The organism is Acinetobacter rathckeae (assembly GCF_015627125.1).
Lineage (GTDB): Bacteria > Pseudomonadota > Gammaproteobacteria > Pseudomonadales > Moraxellaceae > Acinetobacter > Acinetobacter rathckeae.
The window spans coordinates 103,475-119,712 of sequence record NZ_VTDO01000003.1 but is presented as its reverse complement, the minus strand read 5'-3'; the positions used below and the strand labels follow the sequence as shown (position 1 = coordinate 119,712).

Annotated in this window: 15 protein-coding genes; 9 read left to right on the top strand and 6 right to left on the bottom strand. The window is 41.0% G+C overall.

Annotation, left to right across the window (positions count from 1 at the left end):
• Positions 1-6: 6 nt before the first annotated feature.
• From I2F31_RS06180 to I2F31_RS06155, 6 genes are all read right to left on the bottom strand, one after another.
• Positions 7-1,998 (bottom strand): MacB family efflux pump subunit, encoded by a 1,992-nt coding sequence (locus I2F31_RS06180; protein WP_195769419.1) that lies wholly within the window; start codon positions 1,996-1,998, stop codon positions 7-9.
• A gap of 2 nt (positions 1,999-2,000) precedes the next feature.
• Positions 2,001-3,314 carry an efflux RND transporter periplasmic adaptor subunit gene (locus tag I2F31_RS06175; protein WP_195769418.1) on the bottom strand — a complete coding sequence of 438 codons (1,314 nt, stop codon included), beginning with the start codon at positions 3,312-3,314 and terminating at the stop codon, positions 2,001-2,003.
• 124 nt (positions 3,315-3,438) lie between these two features.
• Positions 3,439-4,425, bottom strand: coding sequence for a DNA polymerase III subunit delta (holA, locus tag I2F31_RS06170; RefSeq protein ID WP_195773635.1), 987 nt, complete (start codon positions 4,423-4,425; stop codon positions 3,439-3,441).
• Positions 4,426-4,446: 21 nt separating this feature from the next.
• Positions 4,447-4,959, bottom strand: coding sequence for an LPS-assembly lipoprotein LptE (locus I2F31_RS06165; protein ID WP_195769416.1), 513 nt, complete (start codon positions 4,957-4,959; stop codon positions 4,447-4,449).
• Between the two features lie 12 nt (positions 4,960-4,971).
• The gene (leuS, locus tag I2F31_RS06160; protein ID WP_195769415.1) at positions 4,972-7,590 is read right to left on the bottom strand and encodes a leucine--tRNA ligase; all 2,619 of its coding nucleotides are present in this window, start codon (positions 7,588-7,590) and stop codon (positions 4,972-4,974) included.
• Between the two features lie 112 nt (positions 7,591-7,702).
• Entirely contained in the window at positions 7,703-8,008 is a 306-nt protein-coding gene (locus I2F31_RS06155; protein WP_195769414.1) for a DUF4124 domain-containing protein, read from the bottom strand.
• 473 nt (positions 8,009-8,481) lie between these two features.
• Here I2F31_RS06155 and I2F31_RS06150 point away from each other — a divergent pair, with 473 nt between their 5' ends.
• From I2F31_RS06150 to I2F31_RS06110, 9 genes are all read left to right on the top strand, one after another.
• Positions 8,482-10,209 (top strand): acetolactate synthase 3 large subunit, encoded by a 1,728-nt coding sequence (locus I2F31_RS06150; RefSeq protein ID WP_195769413.1) that lies wholly within the window; start codon positions 8,482-8,484, stop codon positions 10,207-10,209.
• Between the two features lie 2 nt (positions 10,210-10,211).
• Entirely contained in the window at positions 10,212-10,703 is a 492-nt protein-coding gene (ilvN, locus tag I2F31_RS06145; RefSeq protein ID WP_195769476.1) for an acetolactate synthase small subunit, read from the top strand.
• Positions 10,704-10,731: 28 nt separating this feature from the next.
• On the top strand, positions 10,732-11,748 hold the full coding sequence (ilvC, locus tag I2F31_RS06140; RefSeq protein WP_195769412.1) for a ketol-acid reductoisomerase: 1,017 nt from the start codon (positions 10,732-10,734) through the stop codon (positions 11,746-11,748).
• A gap of 189 nt (positions 11,749-11,937) precedes the next feature.
• Positions 11,938-12,468 (top strand): phosphatase PAP2 family protein, encoded by a 531-nt coding sequence (locus tag I2F31_RS06135; RefSeq protein WP_228285134.1) that lies wholly within the window; start codon positions 11,938-11,940, stop codon positions 12,466-12,468.
• A 42-nt stretch (positions 12,469-12,510) separates the two neighbouring features.
• Entirely contained in the window at positions 12,511-12,711 is a 201-nt protein-coding gene (gene iscX / locus I2F31_RS06130; protein ID WP_195769410.1) for a Fe-S cluster assembly protein IscX, read from the top strand.
• A 109-nt stretch (positions 12,712-12,820) separates the two neighbouring features.
• Complete coding sequence (ndk, locus tag I2F31_RS06125; RefSeq protein ID WP_195769409.1) at positions 12,821-13,252, top strand: nucleoside-diphosphate kinase; 432 nt, start codon at positions 12,821-12,823, stop codon at positions 13,250-13,252.
• 120 nt (positions 13,253-13,372) lie between these two features.
• Positions 13,373-14,608, top strand: coding sequence for a 23S rRNA (adenine(2503)-C(2))-methyltransferase RlmN (rlmN, locus tag I2F31_RS06120; protein WP_195769408.1), 1,236 nt, complete (start codon positions 13,373-13,375; stop codon positions 14,606-14,608).
• Between the two features lie 29 nt (positions 14,609-14,637).
• Positions 14,638-15,438: a type IV pilus biogenesis/stability protein PilW gene (pilW, locus tag I2F31_RS06115; RefSeq protein ID WP_195769407.1), complete on the top strand. Its 801-nt coding sequence runs from the start codon at positions 14,638-14,640 to the stop codon at positions 15,436-15,438.
• Entirely contained in the window at positions 15,429-16,214 is a 786-nt protein-coding gene (locus tag I2F31_RS06110) for a helix-turn-helix domain-containing protein (protein WP_195769406.1), read from the top strand. Before pilW ends, I2F31_RS06110 begins: the two co-directional genes overlap by 10 nt.
• Positions 16,215-16,238: the final 24 nt, after the last annotated feature.

The following is a 16,238-nucleotide window of genomic DNA, read 5'->3' as shown; positions in this document are numbered from 1 at the left end:
GATTCCTTATTCTCTAGCCAAAGCGGCAACAGGGTCGAGTTTTGCTGCATTTTTTGCAGGTAAAAAGCCAAACACTACACCAATAAGGGTAGAGCAAATAAATGCGGCCACAATAGATAGGGTAGAGTAAGACAGAGTAAATGCACCACCGCCCAATTGCGTGAGGAGCTGACCTAAACCGAGTGATAAAAGCACCCCTAAAATACCGCCCAATAAGCACACCAATACAGCCTCGATAAGGAATTGTTGTAAAATATCCCCTTGTCTTGCTCCAACAGCCATGCGTACCCCAATTTCTTGGGTACGTTCAGTTACGGAAACTAACATAATATTCATGACCCCAATACCGCCTACAATCAATGAAATGACTGCAATGGCAGACACCAGTAGTGTCATGGTGTTGGTGGTTTTTTCAATGGTTTGGCGAATGCTGTCACTGTTCATGGTATAAATGTCTTGTGCACCATGCCGTTGCGTGAGTAGATTAACAATGGCATTGTCGGCCGCATCTGTAGAGTATTTATCATTAATGAGCACTAAAATATTTCTTACATTTGACTGCCCTAAAATACGACTCATGACGGTGGTATATGGCATATATACATTCAGTGAATCACTCACACCTGCTGTACTTGTAGGTGGTGCAATCACCCCAATAATACGTGCAGGTACACTACCAAGTAAGATCACCTGACCAATCGGACTACGTAAATGTGAAAAGAACTGCTTTTGGGTGTTGGTATCAATGACAACATCTTGGGCACGAATACGTACACTGGTGTCATCAAAACCTTGTCCCTCTTGGAAGCTGAGTCCTTTTACGGTGAAGAAGTCACGTCCTACGCCGTTAATGGTTGCCGTGGCTTCATTTTCTTGAAAACGAATCACTTTAGAGGTGTTTACTAAGGGGCTAACAGCACTTACATAAGGCTGTGCTGCCAGTGCATCTGCATCACTTGGCACAAGGGTTTTAAAATTGGCAGTTTTTGAGTTGTCACCAAAGCCTTTACCTTGCATAACGGTAATGGTATTTGTGCCCAAGTTGCTAATTTCTTTTAAAATCTCTTGTTGCGAACCACGCCCAAGAGCAACCACGGTCACGACAGATGCAATACCAATAATAATCCCTAACATGGTCAAAAAGGTACGCATACGGTGTGCGTTCATGGCTAAAAGTGCCATACGAAAGGCTTCAGAGAGTCGATCTAAAGCAGAGCGAAAAGCAGATACTTTTTTACCTTTTTCTGTATTTGAGTTGAGTATAGCCTGATGTGAAGATGGGGTTTCGCTATCTTCAAGGGCTTTTTGTTCATTGGCTCGGTCGGCAATGACTTCACCATCTTTTAGCTCAATAATACGAGTTGCATTTTTTGCAACATCCATATCATGTGTGACTAAAATAATGGTGTGACCTGCGGCATTTAACGCACGTAAAATACGCATCACTTCAATACCACTATTGGAGTCAAGAGCCCCTGTGGGTTCATCTGCTAAAATGACATCACCACCATTCATCAGTGCTCGAGCAATAGATACTCGCTGTTGTTGACCACCAGAGAGTTGATTGGGGCGGTTTTGGGTTTTTTGCTCAAGCCCAAGGGCAGTGAGTAGTTGTTTTGCTCGTTCTTTGCGTTCATGAGATGCACTGCTGGCATACACTGCAGGTACTTCTACATTACTTTCTGCTGAAAGGTCATTGAGTAAGTGGTAACGCTGAAAAATAAAACCAAAATATTCTCTGCGTAATTGTGCCAATTCATCAGGTTCAAGTTGACCTGTTTCATGACCATTCACGCAGTATTGGCCTTGGGTTGGGCGGTCTAAAAAGCCCAAGATATTCATGAGTGTGGACTTACCAGAGCCTGATTGCCCAACAATCGCAACCAATTCACCTGCGTAAATACTCAGGTTAATGTTTTTTAACACTTGAATCGTGCTTTCACCCGCAGGAAACTCTCGAATGAGGTCACGAACTTCAAGCAATGCTTGTTGTGTCATGCTTACATTCCCATTGGTGGCGGTGTGTTCGTACGTTTACGGTTGTTATTGGCTTTCGCGTTGGCTGCAGATGAGTCACTGCTGTCTGCGATAATCACTTGATCGCCTTCTTTAAGCCCTGCAAGGACTTGCGCGCTAATACGGTTATTCATGCCAACGAGTACTTGCTGTGGTTGAGCGGTATTATTCACCAATACACGTACCATGCTTAGACTGGCTTGACCTGATTTTAATAATTCTTTTTGTGCCTCTGTTAAATCAAGTTTTTGAGGCTTGTTTGCTGTATTGGTTGGAGCATTTGGTGGCGTTTGTGGTGCATGATCTGTTTTTGGGGCACGTAAGTTGCTTAAGGCAGCAGAAGGTACTAATAATGCATCTTTAGCCGAACTCAGTACAATATAAACCTGAGCCGTCATGTTTATACGCAACTTCTGATCTGGGTTAGGTACATCAAAAAGGGCATTGTAGTAAATGGCAGTACTACTTGATGTGCTGGTTGAATCACTGGTAATTGAGTCAGGCGCAGGCTCAACTTGGCGAAGTGTCGCATAACGTCTTTTGTCGTCACCTAATGTGGTGAAATAGACTTGTTGCCCTTTTTCAATTTTCATAATATCGGCTTCGCTCACTTGTGCCTTAATGGTCATTTGGTTGAGCTGTGCGAGTTTCACAATGGTTGGTGCAGTTTGGTTTGCATTGACCGTTTGGCCTTCATTGGTCACAATCGCGACAATCGTACCATCCATTGGTGCAATGATTTTGGTATAGCTTAAGTTAATACGTGCAGTAGATTCTGATAAGTGTGCTTGCTCAATTTGAGCATCAATGACTTTAAGCTGTGCGAGTGCTGTTTTGTATTTGGCATCGGCACTTTCAAAACTGGCACGAGAGGTTGCATCTTGTGCAAACATGGCTTTTTGGCGTTTGTATTCTAAATTGGCTTCGTTCAGTTGAGCCTCTTGTTGTAAGCGTTGTGCTTGCAGACTTTTGATATTTGCTGCACTATTTTCTAGGTCATTGGCTTGCGTTACCGAATCAATTTTAGCAATGATTTGCCCTTTTTTGACTTGGTCACCAAGTTGAACATACATGTGTTTGACTTGACCTGAAACTTGAGCTCCGACATTTAGACTCTTACTTGCACCGAGTGTACCTGTCGCAAGGACTGTATTTTCAAGATTACCACGAACCACTTCTTCGGTAATGTATTGTGGTTGTCCATTCTTTGGTTTGAACCATTCCCATGCAAAGAAACAGAGCGTTGCAATGATTGCTATAACAACAATAAGGCGTATCGGTTTAATTTTTTTTAACATAGCGTGTTGTAACGTCAGCAAAAATGAAATATAGAAGGGTAGATTAAGTGAAAATAATGAATCTACTGTGAACATGTTGGATGATTATAAAATGATTTAAATGAGATTGATAATAATTATTATTTTAATTAAAAAGTGGCTTGCCACATAAAGTTGCAATGATTTGTAGTACAGTCAGATGAGCGGGTTGCTTATTATGACCTTTAATTGCAAGGTCTACATGTAACAGTAAGGCAGGCCATTGTAATAGGCTATGGGGTTGAAAACGTTGCACTGCTTGTTGGTACATTCTGACTTTATTTTGCCAAATACCGAGTTGTGTTGCTGACTGCGGGTCTTCAAATATTTGCATGAGAAGGCGCATTTCTTTATTCAGTAACCATAAAATTAAGCTCATAGGCTCATCTGTGGCCACTAAATACTGATAAATTTTAACAGATTGAGCAAAGTCTGCTTTAAGTAAGGCATCGCTTAAATCATAAATCGAATATCGCGACTGGTCTTGTAAGCAGTTGAGTAGTTCATCAATTGAAATATTTTTGTGTTCAGGGAATGTGTCACTGACACGAATCAGACTGTTTTTAGCAGCCAATAAATTATGCTCATGGTGTTCAAGAAGCCATTTCCATGCACTTTTTTCGAGTTGAATACCTACTTTTTTTGCTTCAAGTTCAAGTACATTTTGTTGGTCTTTTTCGTAGGGTAAGTGTAGGGAAACAACAACCCCATTGGCTTCGACTGTTTTAAAAAAACTACTTTTAAAGCCTGCACTGTCTTGTTTTGGCATGACCACAACAAGGGTATTTTCTTGAGGATCTTGAATAAAAAGCTTGAGCTGTTTGAGTGCTTGAGCATCGGGCTTAATATGACTATGTACTTCAATCGCTAATGCTTGAGAAAATAGCGATAGGCTATTGAGCGCTTGGAACACTTGTTTCCAATCACTGACATTTTGTATGTCATAACGCTGTCTTTCAATGTCTTGGCTTTGCCAGTGCTTACGAAACTGGTCAAGTAAATTTTGTTCTAAAAGTGGTTCTTGCCCATGTAAAATCCAAGCACCCAAGGCATTTTGGCTGTGTTTGAGTGCTTGGAAATAGTCAATTTTCATAATGAGACAAGAATGCTTAAATTACTTAGCGGTAACGGTGGGTAAACGATTAGTTGCAATTTGGCGAGCCATTTGTTGTGCAACATCATCCACCAAAATATCTTTTAAATAGCTTTCTTCGTTGTCATCTACGTTTACGGTTGCCACATTGTACTGATAGGTTTTTACACTACTTACTGTTCGAGGTTGAGTAATTACCTTGCCATTTTTATCTTCAATTTGGAATGTTGCATTGAGTTGCAAAATGACCTCAGCCACACGACCACTAAGTTTCTGACGACGATAGTTGTAGTCTAAAACGCGTAATGTGTACTGACTGGCGTTTGTAGTGACGTGTATGCCATTGCCCGTAAGATAGACAATGAGTTTTTCTTCAAGGGCATTGGCTTTGGTTGGTAAACTGAGTGCCATGTTGTTGTATGCAACAGGTGCTACATACGGGCCTTTACCTATAAGGTGAAAGCCACAACCGACCAAGCTTGCACTTAAACCTAAAGTTAAAACGACAGCTGCTAAACGATGAGTTAAGTGCATGCTTTTTCCTTTTTATACAACTAAGTTAACCAATTTATTTGGTACAACAATTTCTTTTTTCGTTGGACCTGTTAAGAACTGTTGAACCTCTGGTAGTGCTTTGGCTTGAGCAAGTATATCTTCTTTTGATAAACCAACTGCAACTTCTAGTTTACCACGCAACTTACCATTGACTTGTACCACAATCGTTTGCACGTTACGAGTTAAGGCCTGTTGGTCAACTTCTGGGAATTGATGCTTGGTTAAATCAATGCCAAATTGAGCCAATAGGGTTTGACTCAAATGCGGTGCAAATGGGGCAAGTAGCGTGAGTAAGCTCACGATCGCTTCACGTTCTACTGCAAAATCTTGCGCTGATGTTGCATTGAACTTCGCAATACTGTTTAAGAACTCCATTTGAGCAGCAATTGCGGTGTTAAATGCATGACGGCGTTCAAGGTCATCTGCAACTTTGGCAATGGTCTCATGGGTTTTTCTACGTAAGTCTTGCGCTTCTTTGCTTAAGTTTGCAGTATCAAGTGCAACATGTTCAACATTTTTCTCTAAGAATGTCGTGGTTAAACGCCATACACGTTTTAAGAAACGGTTTGAGCCTTCAACACCTGCATCTGACCATTCAAGTGATTGATCAGGTGGTGCAGCAAACATGGTAAATACGCGGGCTGTATCTGCACCATATTGATTAATAATTGATTGCGGGTCTACGCCGTTATTTTTCGACTTCGACATTTTTTCTTGGCCACCAATCACAACAGGCTGACCATCTTCTTTATAGATCGCAGAAATTGCACGGCCTTTCTCGTCACGTTCTAAAGTGACATCGGCAGGGTTGAACCATGTTTTTTTGCCATCTGCAGCCTCACGGTAGAACGTATCTGCCAATACCATGCCTTGCGTAAGCAAGTTGGTGAACGGTTCATTGCCTTGAACAACACCTTCATCACGCATGAGTTTATGGAAGAAACGTGCATACAATAAATGCAAGATGGCATGTTCAACGCCACCAATATATTGCGTCACAGGCAACCATGTTTGTGCCGCTTCTGGCTTAATCATGCCTTCAGCGAAATCTGGTGATGCATAGCGTGCATAGTACCAAGATGACTCTACAAAAGTGTCTAAGGTATCTGTTTCACGTTTGGCAGCACCGCCACAATTTGGGCATGTTGTTTCATAAAACTCAGGCATTTTGGCCAAAGGATTTCCTGAACCATCTGGAATCACATCTGTTGGTAATACCACAGGCAATTGTTCTTCAGGTACAGGCACTTGACCACATGATTCACAATTGATCATTGGAATTGGGCAACCCCAATAACGTTGACGAGAAACACCCCAGTCACGTAAGCGGAATTGTACTTTCTTATCTGCGAGTGCTTGTGGTTGTAGCTTGGCAATAAATGCATCAAAGGCTTGTTGAAAGTTTAAGCCATCAAATTCACCAGAGTGAATGAGAGTGCCTTCTTTACTACCGTACCATTCTTGCCACTGTGTTGGGTCGTAGCTTTCTTCTGCATGAACAGAAATCACTTGTTTAATATCTAAGCCAAAATTGTTGGCAAATTCAAAATCACGTTCGTCATGTGCAGGTACAGCCATGACCGCCCCAGAACCGTAAGACATGAGTACATAGTTTGCAATCCATACAGGTACTTCTTCACCTGTGAGAGGGTGCTTTACATATAAACCTGTTGCAACGCCTTTTTTCTCAGCTGTTGCCATGTCTGCTTCAGACACAGAGCCATGACGACACTCTTCAATAAAGTCGTTTAATTCAGGGCGAAGTTCAGCCGCTTTTTTCGCCATAGGGTGCTCAGCTGCAATCGCAACATAAGTCACACCCATGAGTGTATCTGGGCGAGTGGTATATACGGTTAAACCATCTTCATAAATACTGCTGTCGGCCGATGGAAAGGTAATATCCATGCCTTCAGAACGACCAATCCAGTTGCGTTGCATGGTAAGCACACGTTGTGGCCAGCCGTCTTGGAGTTGGTCTAAGTCGTCAAGAAGTTCTTGTGCATAGTCTGTAATACGGAAGTAATACATTGGAATATCACGTTTTTCAACCAATGCACCCGAACGCCAACCTCTACCATCAATCACTTGCTCATTGGCTAAAACGGTTTGGTCTATAGGGTCCCAGTTTACAGTCGATAATTTGCGATAAATTAAGCCTTTTTTGTAGAGTTGTACAAAAAGCCATTGTTCCCAGCGGTAGTATTCTGGCGTACATGTCGCAATTTCACGATCCCAATCAATGGCTAAACCTAAGCTCTTTAATTGGTCACGCATGTAGGCAATATTTTCAAATGTCCACTGTGCAGGCGCAACTTTGTGGGCAATGGCTGCATTTTCCGCAGGAAGACCAAATGCATCCCATCCCATAGGTTGTAGTACGGATTCACCTTTGAGTTGATAATAACGACTCATCACATCACCAATGGTGTAGTTGCGTACATGCCCCATGTGTAGTTTGCCACTTGGGTATGGAAACATAGACAGGATGTAGCGACGTTTGCCTTCTACTGTATCTGCAACTTTAAAAGATTTGCGATTTGCCCAGTCTTGTTGTACTTGGGGTTCAATCGCACCGGCTTGATATTCTGAATCAATATGTGATGTAGTCATAAAATTTAATCGACGACAAGGTGAAGTTATAAAATTACCGTACAGCATAGCGTAAAATACGGTAAAAAGTGAATCTTGTTTGTGATTAAAGTCTATCTTTTCATGTCTTTTATCATTGCGGTAGCTTTTCGGAAGAATTCGATCCAGCTATAGCGTTTGGTGTTGTAGCTGAGTTATTCGATATGGTTTCTGCTATAGGTCTAGGTGGATTTTGATCTGGCGGTAATGCTGAAGATGCAGATGAGGTCGTTTGGCCATACGTTTTAAAGATCGTGGTTTTTTTTGCATTTTGTGGTGGTGTTTGGCTGTAATGCGTGGTTCCATTGGCATCAATCCATTTGTAAATGTCTTGTGCATATGCTGTGGTGGTCAACAATAGTGTAAGCAAAGCACTATAAAGTTTTTTGGGGTTTGTCATAAGCCTGACCACGCTGGTATGAAAGGGTAGATAGAATTAAGGCAATCAATGAAATATAGCCTGAGGTAAAAATTACCAAAATTGGCCCTAAAAAACTATAAAAGGCAGGAAAATTTTCTTGTATGTGTTTTTATTGCAGAATAATTACGAAAAAGAGGCTTAAGCCTTGACATTGTATATTGAAACAACAAAAATGTTGCACTATCTTACATGATTTGATCACCCTTCAAAGAAATGTAGTTGCAATAGGCATGCACTCTAGCCGAGCTGTTATGTTTTAAAGTGTGTTTATCCCAGCATATTTTATATAGCCTGATGTGTGATTTCAGCGTAATCTGCTGTTGCGTCATAATTATTCCTGTTGCAAGATAAACCGTTTAGCTGTGCTGACACAAAAAAGCACAGTGGATATTTAGAATTAATCGTATTGTGTGTTGTAATTGCAGTACGGCAAAAAAATAGGGTGAATCACGTTGGAACTTCTTTCTGGTGGTGAAATGCTTGTTCGTGCACTTGCGGACGAGGGAGTTGAGCACGTTTTCGGTTATCCGGGTGGTGCTGTTCTACATATTTATGATGCATTGTATCAACAAGATAAAGTCAACCATTACCTAGTACGCCATGAACAAGCTGCAGGTCATATGGCAGATGCCTACTCACGTGTCACAGGAAAAACAGGTGTTGTGCTTGTGACTTCTGGGCCTGGTGCAACCAATACTGTAACACCAATCGCAACTGCCTACATGGACTCTATTCCAATGGTGGTGTTGTCTGGTCAGGTGGCATCACATCTCATTGGTGAAGACGCATTCCAAGAAACAGACATGATTGGTGTATCTAGACCGATTGTAAAACACAGCTTTCAAGTACGCCATGCCAGTGAAATTCCTGAAATTATAAAAAAAGCGTTTTACATTGCTGCAAGTGGCCGTCCCGGCCCTGTTGTGATTGATATTCCAAAAGATGTCACTAACCCAGTAGATAAGTTCGCATATACTTACCCTGAAAAAGTGAAAATGCGTTCGTATCAACCGCCGTATCGTGGTCACGCAGGTCAAATTCGTAAAGCCGTTGATGAGCTATTGACTGCAAAACGTCCTGTGATTTATACCGGTGGTGGTTTGGTACAAGGCAATGCATCAGATATTTTGACTGAAATTGCACACCTTTTAAATTACCCAGTGACCAGTACACTTATGGGGTTGGGTGGTTTTGCAGGTACAGACCCTCAGTTCTTAGGTATGTTGGGCATGCATGGCTATTATGAAGCCAACATGGCGATGCATAATGCAGATGTGATTTTTGCAGTGGGTGCTCGTTTTGATGACCGTGTGACCAATAACCCAAGCAAATTCTGCCCAAATGCTAAAGTTATTCATATAGATATTGATCCTGCAACTATTTCGAAAACTATTTCAGCACACATTCCAATTGTGGGTGCGGTGCAACCTGTATTGCAAGAAATGCTTGCACAGTTGAAGCAACTAAATGTGTCTAAGCCAAACCCTGAGGCACTGAGTGATTGGTGGGAGCAGATTAATGTATGGCGTGGGCATCATGGTTTACGCTATGAACCTGCTCAAAATGGCAACATGAAGCCACAGCAAGTGGTTGAAGCGTTATATAAAGTGACACATGGCGAAGCCATTATTACTTCTGATGTAGGTCAGCACCAAATGTTTAGTGCGCTATATTATAAATATGACCGACCACGCCAATGGATTAACTCAGGTGGTTTAGGCACAATGGGTGTCGGCTTACCTTATGCGATGGGTGCAAAGTTGGCATTTCCAGAGCAACAAGTGGTCTGTATGACAGGTGATGGCTCAATTCAAATGTGTATCCAAGAGCTTTCAACATGTAAGCAGTACGACATCAATGTCAAAATCTTGTGCTTAAATAATGGCTCACTGGGTATGGTTCGCCAATGGCAAGACATGAACTACGAAGGCAGACACTCGCAGTCTTATGTGAAGTCTTTACCAGACTTTAGTAAGTTAATGGAAGCCTATGGTCATGTTGCGATTAATATCACTCACGCAGATGAGCTAGAAGAAAAGCTACAAGAAGCCATGGCTATTCATGATAAATGTGTTTTCATTAATGTATTGGTTGAAGACGACGAGCATGTTTATCCAATGCAAGTGCCAGCACAGTCTATGAAAGATATGTGGCTAGCCAAAGGGGAACGTACAGCATGAGTATGAGACACATTATTTCGGTACTGATAGAAAATGAATCTGGTGCGTTATCACGTTTAGTTGGTTTATTCAGCCAACGTGGCTATAACATTGAAACATTGAATGTTGCACCAACCGAAGACGAAACATTGTCACGCTTGACCCTGACAACCTATGGTGATGACCACAAAATCGAGCAAATTACTAAACAGCTCAATAAACTGATTGAAGTGGTCAAAGTAATTGCCCTAAGTGATGGCGCACATATTGAACGAGAATTGTTGCTGATCAAAGTGAAAGCATTGGGTACAGCACGTGATGAAATTAAACGTACTGCGGATATTTTCCGTGCCACGATTGTAGATGTAACACCAACCACGTATACCGTACAAATTGTGGGTACAACTGAAAAGTTAGATGGTTTTATGGATGCACTCGCAGAAAATACCATTTTAGAAGTTGTTCGTTCTGGCGTGTCGGGTATCGCACGTGGCGAAAAAGTTTTAAGTATTTAATTAAAAAGATTTTTACTGGAGATAACACATGCAAATTTTCTATGATAAAGACTGTGATCTGTCAATTATCCAAAGCAAAAAAGTAGCGATCATTGGATATGGTTCACAAGGCCATGCACATGCATTGAACTTGAAAGATTCAGGTGTAGATGTCACTGTTGGTCTACGTGCAGGTTCTACCTCATGGAAAAAAGCACAAGATTCAGGTTTGAAAGTCGCTGAAGTTCCTGAAGCGGTAAAAGGTGCAGATCTTGTTATGATCTTAACGCCTGATGAGTTCCAATCACAACTTTACCGTGATGTGATTGAGCCAAACATCAAAGAAGGTGCAACGCTTGCATTTGCACATGGTTTTTCAGTGTTATACAACCAAGTTGTACCACGTAAAGATTTAGACGTGATTATGGTTGCACCAAAAGCACCAGGTCATACTGTTCGTTCAGAATTCCAACGTGGTTCAGGTGTGCCTGACTTAATCGCCATTCATCAAGATGCTTCAGGTAATGCACGTAATGTTGCATTGTCTTACGCGTCTGGTGTCGGCGGTGGTCGTACTGGTATTATCGAAACATCTTTCCGTGAAGAAACTGAAACTGACTTATTTGGTGAGCAAGCAGTTCTTTGTGGTGGTGCGGTTGAGTTGGTAAAAATGGGCTTCGAAACCTTGGTTGAAGCAGGTTATGCACCAGAAATGGCATACTTCGAATGTCTACATGAGCTAAAACTCATTGTTGATCTAATGTTTGAAGGTGGTATTGCAGACATGAACTACTCAGTATCAAACAACGCGGAATACGGTGAATACGTAACAGGTGTTGAAGTGATCAATGAGCAATCTCGTGAAGCAATGCGTAATGCACTTAAACGTATCCAATCTGGTGAATATGCAAAAATGTTCATTCAAGAAGGTGCTTTAAACTACCCATCTATGACTGCTCGTCGTCGTCAAAATGCAGAGCATGGCATTGAAGTGACTGGTAATAAATTGCGTGCAATGATGCCTTGGATCAAAGCAAATAAAATTATTGATAAAGACAAAAACTAATTTTTTGTATAGACATAAAAAAACCTGCAAATATGCAGGTTTTTTTATGTCTATACGTTTTGTCATGCCAGTATCATATGTTTTAGTTTATGATGATGCTATGGGTTTGATGCTGTGTTTTAAAAAGTAAATATGGGTATAAAAATAAACACAATCAACAGAGGTGAATCTGTGTTGAATATATTAAAAATGAAAGTATTGGCATTTGATTTACAATGTTGTATTTATTTAAATCAGTGGTCAAAACACCAGTCGGTTGCATCTTTTTTTAAGCTGATTAGCCGTTTAGGTGATGGTGTATTTTGGTTTGTGATGTTGGTCATGGTGTGGTTGTTAAAAGAACAATATGGCTATAAACAGATTATTTATTTGGCTTGTGCGAGTTTTTGTGCAACAGCACTGTACAAATTACTGAAAACGAAAACTTTACGTCCTAGACCGTACCAAGTACATCAGGTCATTGTGTTGGGTGATCGGCCACTAGATCATTATAGTTTTCCATCTGGGCATACTTTACATGCGGTATTGGCCACCATTGTATTTGGTTACCTTTCTCCAGTGCTTTTATATCTGATGTTGCCATTTATGGTATTGGTGGCGTTATCTAGAGTGATTTTGGGGCTACATTATCCAACGGACGTGTTGGTGGGGGCGTTGCTAGGTGTGGCTTTAGCTGTCATAGCACTGACGGTGGGCTATTATTGTCATATTTTGCTGTAAATCATTTATAATGTTTTTTGTACTAAAGATTGTGAGCAAGACATGGGATTACGTTGGACAGATACACTAGACATTGCCATTGAATTGTCTGAAGCACATGCAGATATCGACCCACAATGGGTACGGTTTACGGACTTACATGCATGGGTCTGTGCTTTACCAGATTTCTCAGATGACCCTACAAAGTCAACCGAAGGTTTGCTTGAAGCGATTCAAATGGCTTGGATTGATGAAGCAGACTAAAAAAACTGTTAAAAAATTGAAATTTTACACGTTGTAAGCTGATTATTTCGACTGACCTCGTTATAATGCGAAAAATTTTTGCTGTTTCTTTTGTTTAAGGAGCCTAATCATGGCAGTTGAACGTACGTTATCTATTGTTAAACCAGATGCTGTTGCTAAAAACCACGTGGGTGATATTTTTGCTCGCTTTGAAAAAGCAGGTCTAAAAATTGTTGCAACTAAAATGAAGCACTTGTCTCAAGCTGAAGCTGAAGGCTTCTATGCAGAGCACAAAGAACGTGGTTTCTTTGCTGACCTCGTTGCATTTATGACTTCTGGTCCAGTTGTTGTATCTGTACTTGAAGGTGAAAATGCAGTTCTTGCTCACCGTGAAATTTTAGGTGCGACAAACCCTAAAGAAGCTGCACCTGGTACAATCCGTGCAGACTTTGCTGTAAGCATCGATGAAAATGCTGCACACGGTTCAGACTCTGTAGCATCTGCTACACGTGAAGTATCTTACTTCTTTGCACAAACTGAAGTGTGCCCACGTACTCGTTAATTTGAGACAACGTGACCAGATAAGTGGTATACTACTTATCTGGTTTTTTGTTTTTCATACATTCACTTTTCGCAACACGCCCATCTCTCTCATCTTCAATATTGTTTAGGTAATATACACATGGCTCATGAAGCAGTTGGTTCATCTTTAGTGGTTGATGAACAAAATAATGCCACATTGCATCAGCCGACCAATGATGCAACGCCAAAAATCAACCTACTCGGCATGTCACGTGCAGAGCTCGAACAATTTTTTGAAAGTATTGGTGAGAAAAAATTTAGAGCAGGGCAGGTCATGAAATGGGTACATCAGTACTTTGTGACCGACTTTGCCGAAATGAGTAATATTTCAGGTAAATTACGAGAAAAATTAGAAAAAGTATGTGAAGTCAAAGCACCAGAAGTGGTTCATCGTAACTACTCGAAAGATGGTACACGTAAGTGGGTTTTTCGTGTGGGTGAGGGTTCTGGGTCTTTGGTTGAAACCGTATTAATTCCCGCAGATGATAAAACAGGTGCACGTAAAACATTATGTGTGTCATCGCAAGTGGGCTGTGCTTTAGATTGTTCATTTTGTTCGACAGGTAAGCAAGGTTTTCAGCGAGATTTAACTTCAGACGAAATTATTGGTCAGTTGTGGGTTGCTAACCAGTCTTATATGGAAGATGTGGCCGTTGCTGATCGTACACGCTCGGTCACCAATGTAGTGATGATGGGTATGGGTGAGCCATTACTCAACTTTAAACCTGTTGTGAAAGCCATGACACTGATGTTAGATGACTTTGCGTATGGTATGTCTAAACGCCGTGTGACGTTGTCGACATCTGGTATTGTACCGATGATTGATAAGCTGGCAGAACAGCTTGATGTGGCTTTGGCAATTTCTCTACATGCACCAAATGATGAGTTACGTAATGAGCTTGTGCCAATTAATAAAAAGTATCCATTGGCTCAACTGATTGCATCTGCACAGCGTTATATTAAAAAAGATGGTAACGAAAGTGCACGTAAACATGTCACGATTGAATATGTTATGCTTGATGGTGTAAATGACCAACTTGAGCATGCACATCAAATGGTCAATTTATTGAAAGAGTTACCAAGTAAAATCAACCTTATTCCTTTTAACCCGTTTCCACATGCGCCGTATGGTCGTTCAAGTCGTAATCGCATTATGGCATTTCAAAAAGTGCTTTCAGATGCAGGATTTGTATGCACCATTCGTCAAACGCGTGGTGATGATATTGATGCTGCCTGTGGCCAGTTGGTTGGGCAAGTGGCAGATCGAACACGCCGTGCTGAACAGTGGAAAAAGAAAGTTGCACAACAAAATGAGATTGTACGGTCTCAAGGTTGAGCAATGATAAAAAGCCATGGTGAAAAAACATGCGTGCAATCAAATCTTTAGTACATGGGTGTGTGGCTGTTAGTGTGTTTTTGCTTACAGCTTGTCAATCAACAGGAGATAAACTTAAAGTAGATCCAAAAAAATCTGCTCAAGTTCGCACGCAAATGGCAGCTGAGTATCTTCGTACAGGTGATATTGATGCGGCTAAGCGTGAGTTAGATGAAGCGCTTAAAAAAGACAGCACTGACTCGACAACTTATATGATGATGGCGGTGTTGTTACAACAAGAGGGTAGCCCTGTAAATGTTGCCAAAGCAGAAGGCTATTTTAAAAAAGCGATTGCTTTAGACCGAGCAGATCCACAAATTAGAAATAACTATGGTTTTTATTTGTATCAAACGGGTCATTTTCAAGATGCAATCAAAGAGTTACAAATTGCAGCCTCTACTTTAGGGTATACTCAGCGTGCTTTAGCTTTTGAGACATTAGGGAAAACCTATCAGAAGCTAGGTGATATTGTTAGTGCTGAGCAAAGTTACCAAAGTGCAGTGAAGGTGAACCCAAACGCAGACTTTGCTTATCAAGCACTTGCAGATATTGCTTATCAGAAAGCACAATACCCTAATGCATTAGCACTTTATCAAAATTATGTGCGTGTTGTTGGCATGAATAACCAAACGAATGTGGCACTTTGGTTAGGAATTCGCATCGCGCACGCAAATGGTGATAACATTACCCAGCAGGTCTTGGCCAATCAACTACGAGCAAAATATCCAGATAGCCAAGAGTATCAAAATTATTTGCAACAACAGTACAATACTGAGGCGGTATGGAAGTAAATCCAAATTCACAGCAATCGGCAGGTACACAATCAACCTCAAACAATTTAGGGAATATTCAACGTCCTGGTGAATATTTGCGCCATGTCCGTCTTCAAAAAAAATATGAGTTGGCTGATATCTCTTTGGCATTAAATATGCCATTGCGTACATTGGAAGCTTTAGAGAAAGATGAATATACTGCGTTACCAGAAGCGACCTTTATTAAAGGATATTATCGTACCTATGCACGGCATTTAAATGTTGATGCATCTATGATTATTCAGCGTTTTGATGAAATTTATCAAAACGATACAGGTTTTCATGCTGAACATGCATTAAATGATTCACCGATTAAAATTATGGGGAAATTGCCTGGATCGAATAGCGGTCGTAACCGTAAATGGCTAAAGCGAATAGTTGTTTTAATCGTGATTGCATTACTCATTTGGGTCGCAATGCTTGCGGTACAAAATTGGTCTAACAAAAAGAAACAAGAGCAAGCAACTGCAAATCCATCAAATGTGCAAGTACTTTCATTAAACCAAGACAGTGATATGTCGGGCGACAAGTTGGAAATTAAAATTTCAGAACCGACTTCGCTCAGTATTATTGACTCTACGGGTAAAGTCCTTGCGAAAGGTCGACAAACACAAGACCTTACGCTCAATGGTCAGACGCCTTTCCAAATTCAGTTGAATGATGCCAAAGCCGTGTCATTAAACTTAAACGGTGAAGCGATTTCATTGTCTCCTTATACCGTAAACGGCAAAGCAGATTTTCGTTTATCTCGTTAAAAGATACAGTCGAGCAACGTAACC

What these genes read in the sequence shown, in the direction of transcription:
- I2F31_RS06155 (WP_195769414.1), bottom strand. Translation starts at nt 8,008, where the DNA reads ATGACAAACCCCAAAAAACTTTATAGTGCTTTGCTTACACTATTGTTG.
- I2F31_RS06165 (WP_195769416.1), bottom strand. Translation starts at nt 4,959, where the DNA reads ATGCACTTAACTCATCGTTTAGCAGCTGTCGTTTTAACTTTAGGTTTA.
- rlmN (WP_195769408.1), top strand. Translation starts at nt 13,373, where the DNA reads ATGGCTCATGAAGCAGTTGGTTCATCTTTAGTGGTTGATGAACAAAAT.
- leuS (WP_195769415.1), bottom strand. Translation starts at nt 7,590, where the DNA reads ATGACTACATCACATATTGATTCAGAATATCAAGCCGGTGCGATTGAA.
- I2F31_RS06110 (WP_195769406.1), top strand. Translation starts at nt 15,429, where the DNA reads ATGGAAGTAAATCCAAATTCACAGCAATCGGCAGGTACACAATCAACC.
- ndk (WP_195769409.1), top strand. Translation starts at nt 12,821, where the DNA reads ATGGCAGTTGAACGTACGTTATCTATTGTTAAACCAGATGCTGTTGCT.
- iscX (WP_195769410.1), top strand. Translation starts at nt 12,511, where the DNA reads ATGGGATTACGTTGGACAGATACACTAGACATTGCCATTGAATTGTCT.
- I2F31_RS06135 (WP_228285134.1), top strand. Translation starts at nt 11,938, where the DNA reads ATGAAAGTATTGGCATTTGATTTACAATGTTGTATTTATTTAAATCAG.
- holA (WP_195773635.1), bottom strand. Translation starts at nt 4,425, where the DNA reads ATGAAAATTGACTATTTCCAAGCACTCAAACACAGCCAAAATGCCTTG.
- ilvC (WP_195769412.1), top strand. Translation starts at nt 10,732, where the DNA reads ATGCAAATTTTCTATGATAAAGACTGTGATCTGTCAATTATCCAAAGC.
- I2F31_RS06175 (WP_195769418.1), bottom strand. Translation starts at nt 3,314, where the DNA reads ATGTTAAAAAAAATTAAACCGATACGCCTTATTGTTGTTATAGCAATC.
- I2F31_RS06180 (WP_195769419.1), bottom strand. Translation starts at nt 1,998, where the DNA reads ATGACACAACAAGCATTGCTTGAAGTTCGTGACCTCATTCGAGAGTTT.
- pilW (WP_195769407.1), top strand. Translation starts at nt 14,638, where the DNA reads ATGCGTGCAATCAAATCTTTAGTACATGGGTGTGTGGCTGTTAGTGTG.
- ilvN (WP_195769476.1), top strand. Translation starts at nt 10,212, where the DNA reads ATGAGACACATTATTTCGGTACTGATAGAAAATGAATCTGGTGCGTTA.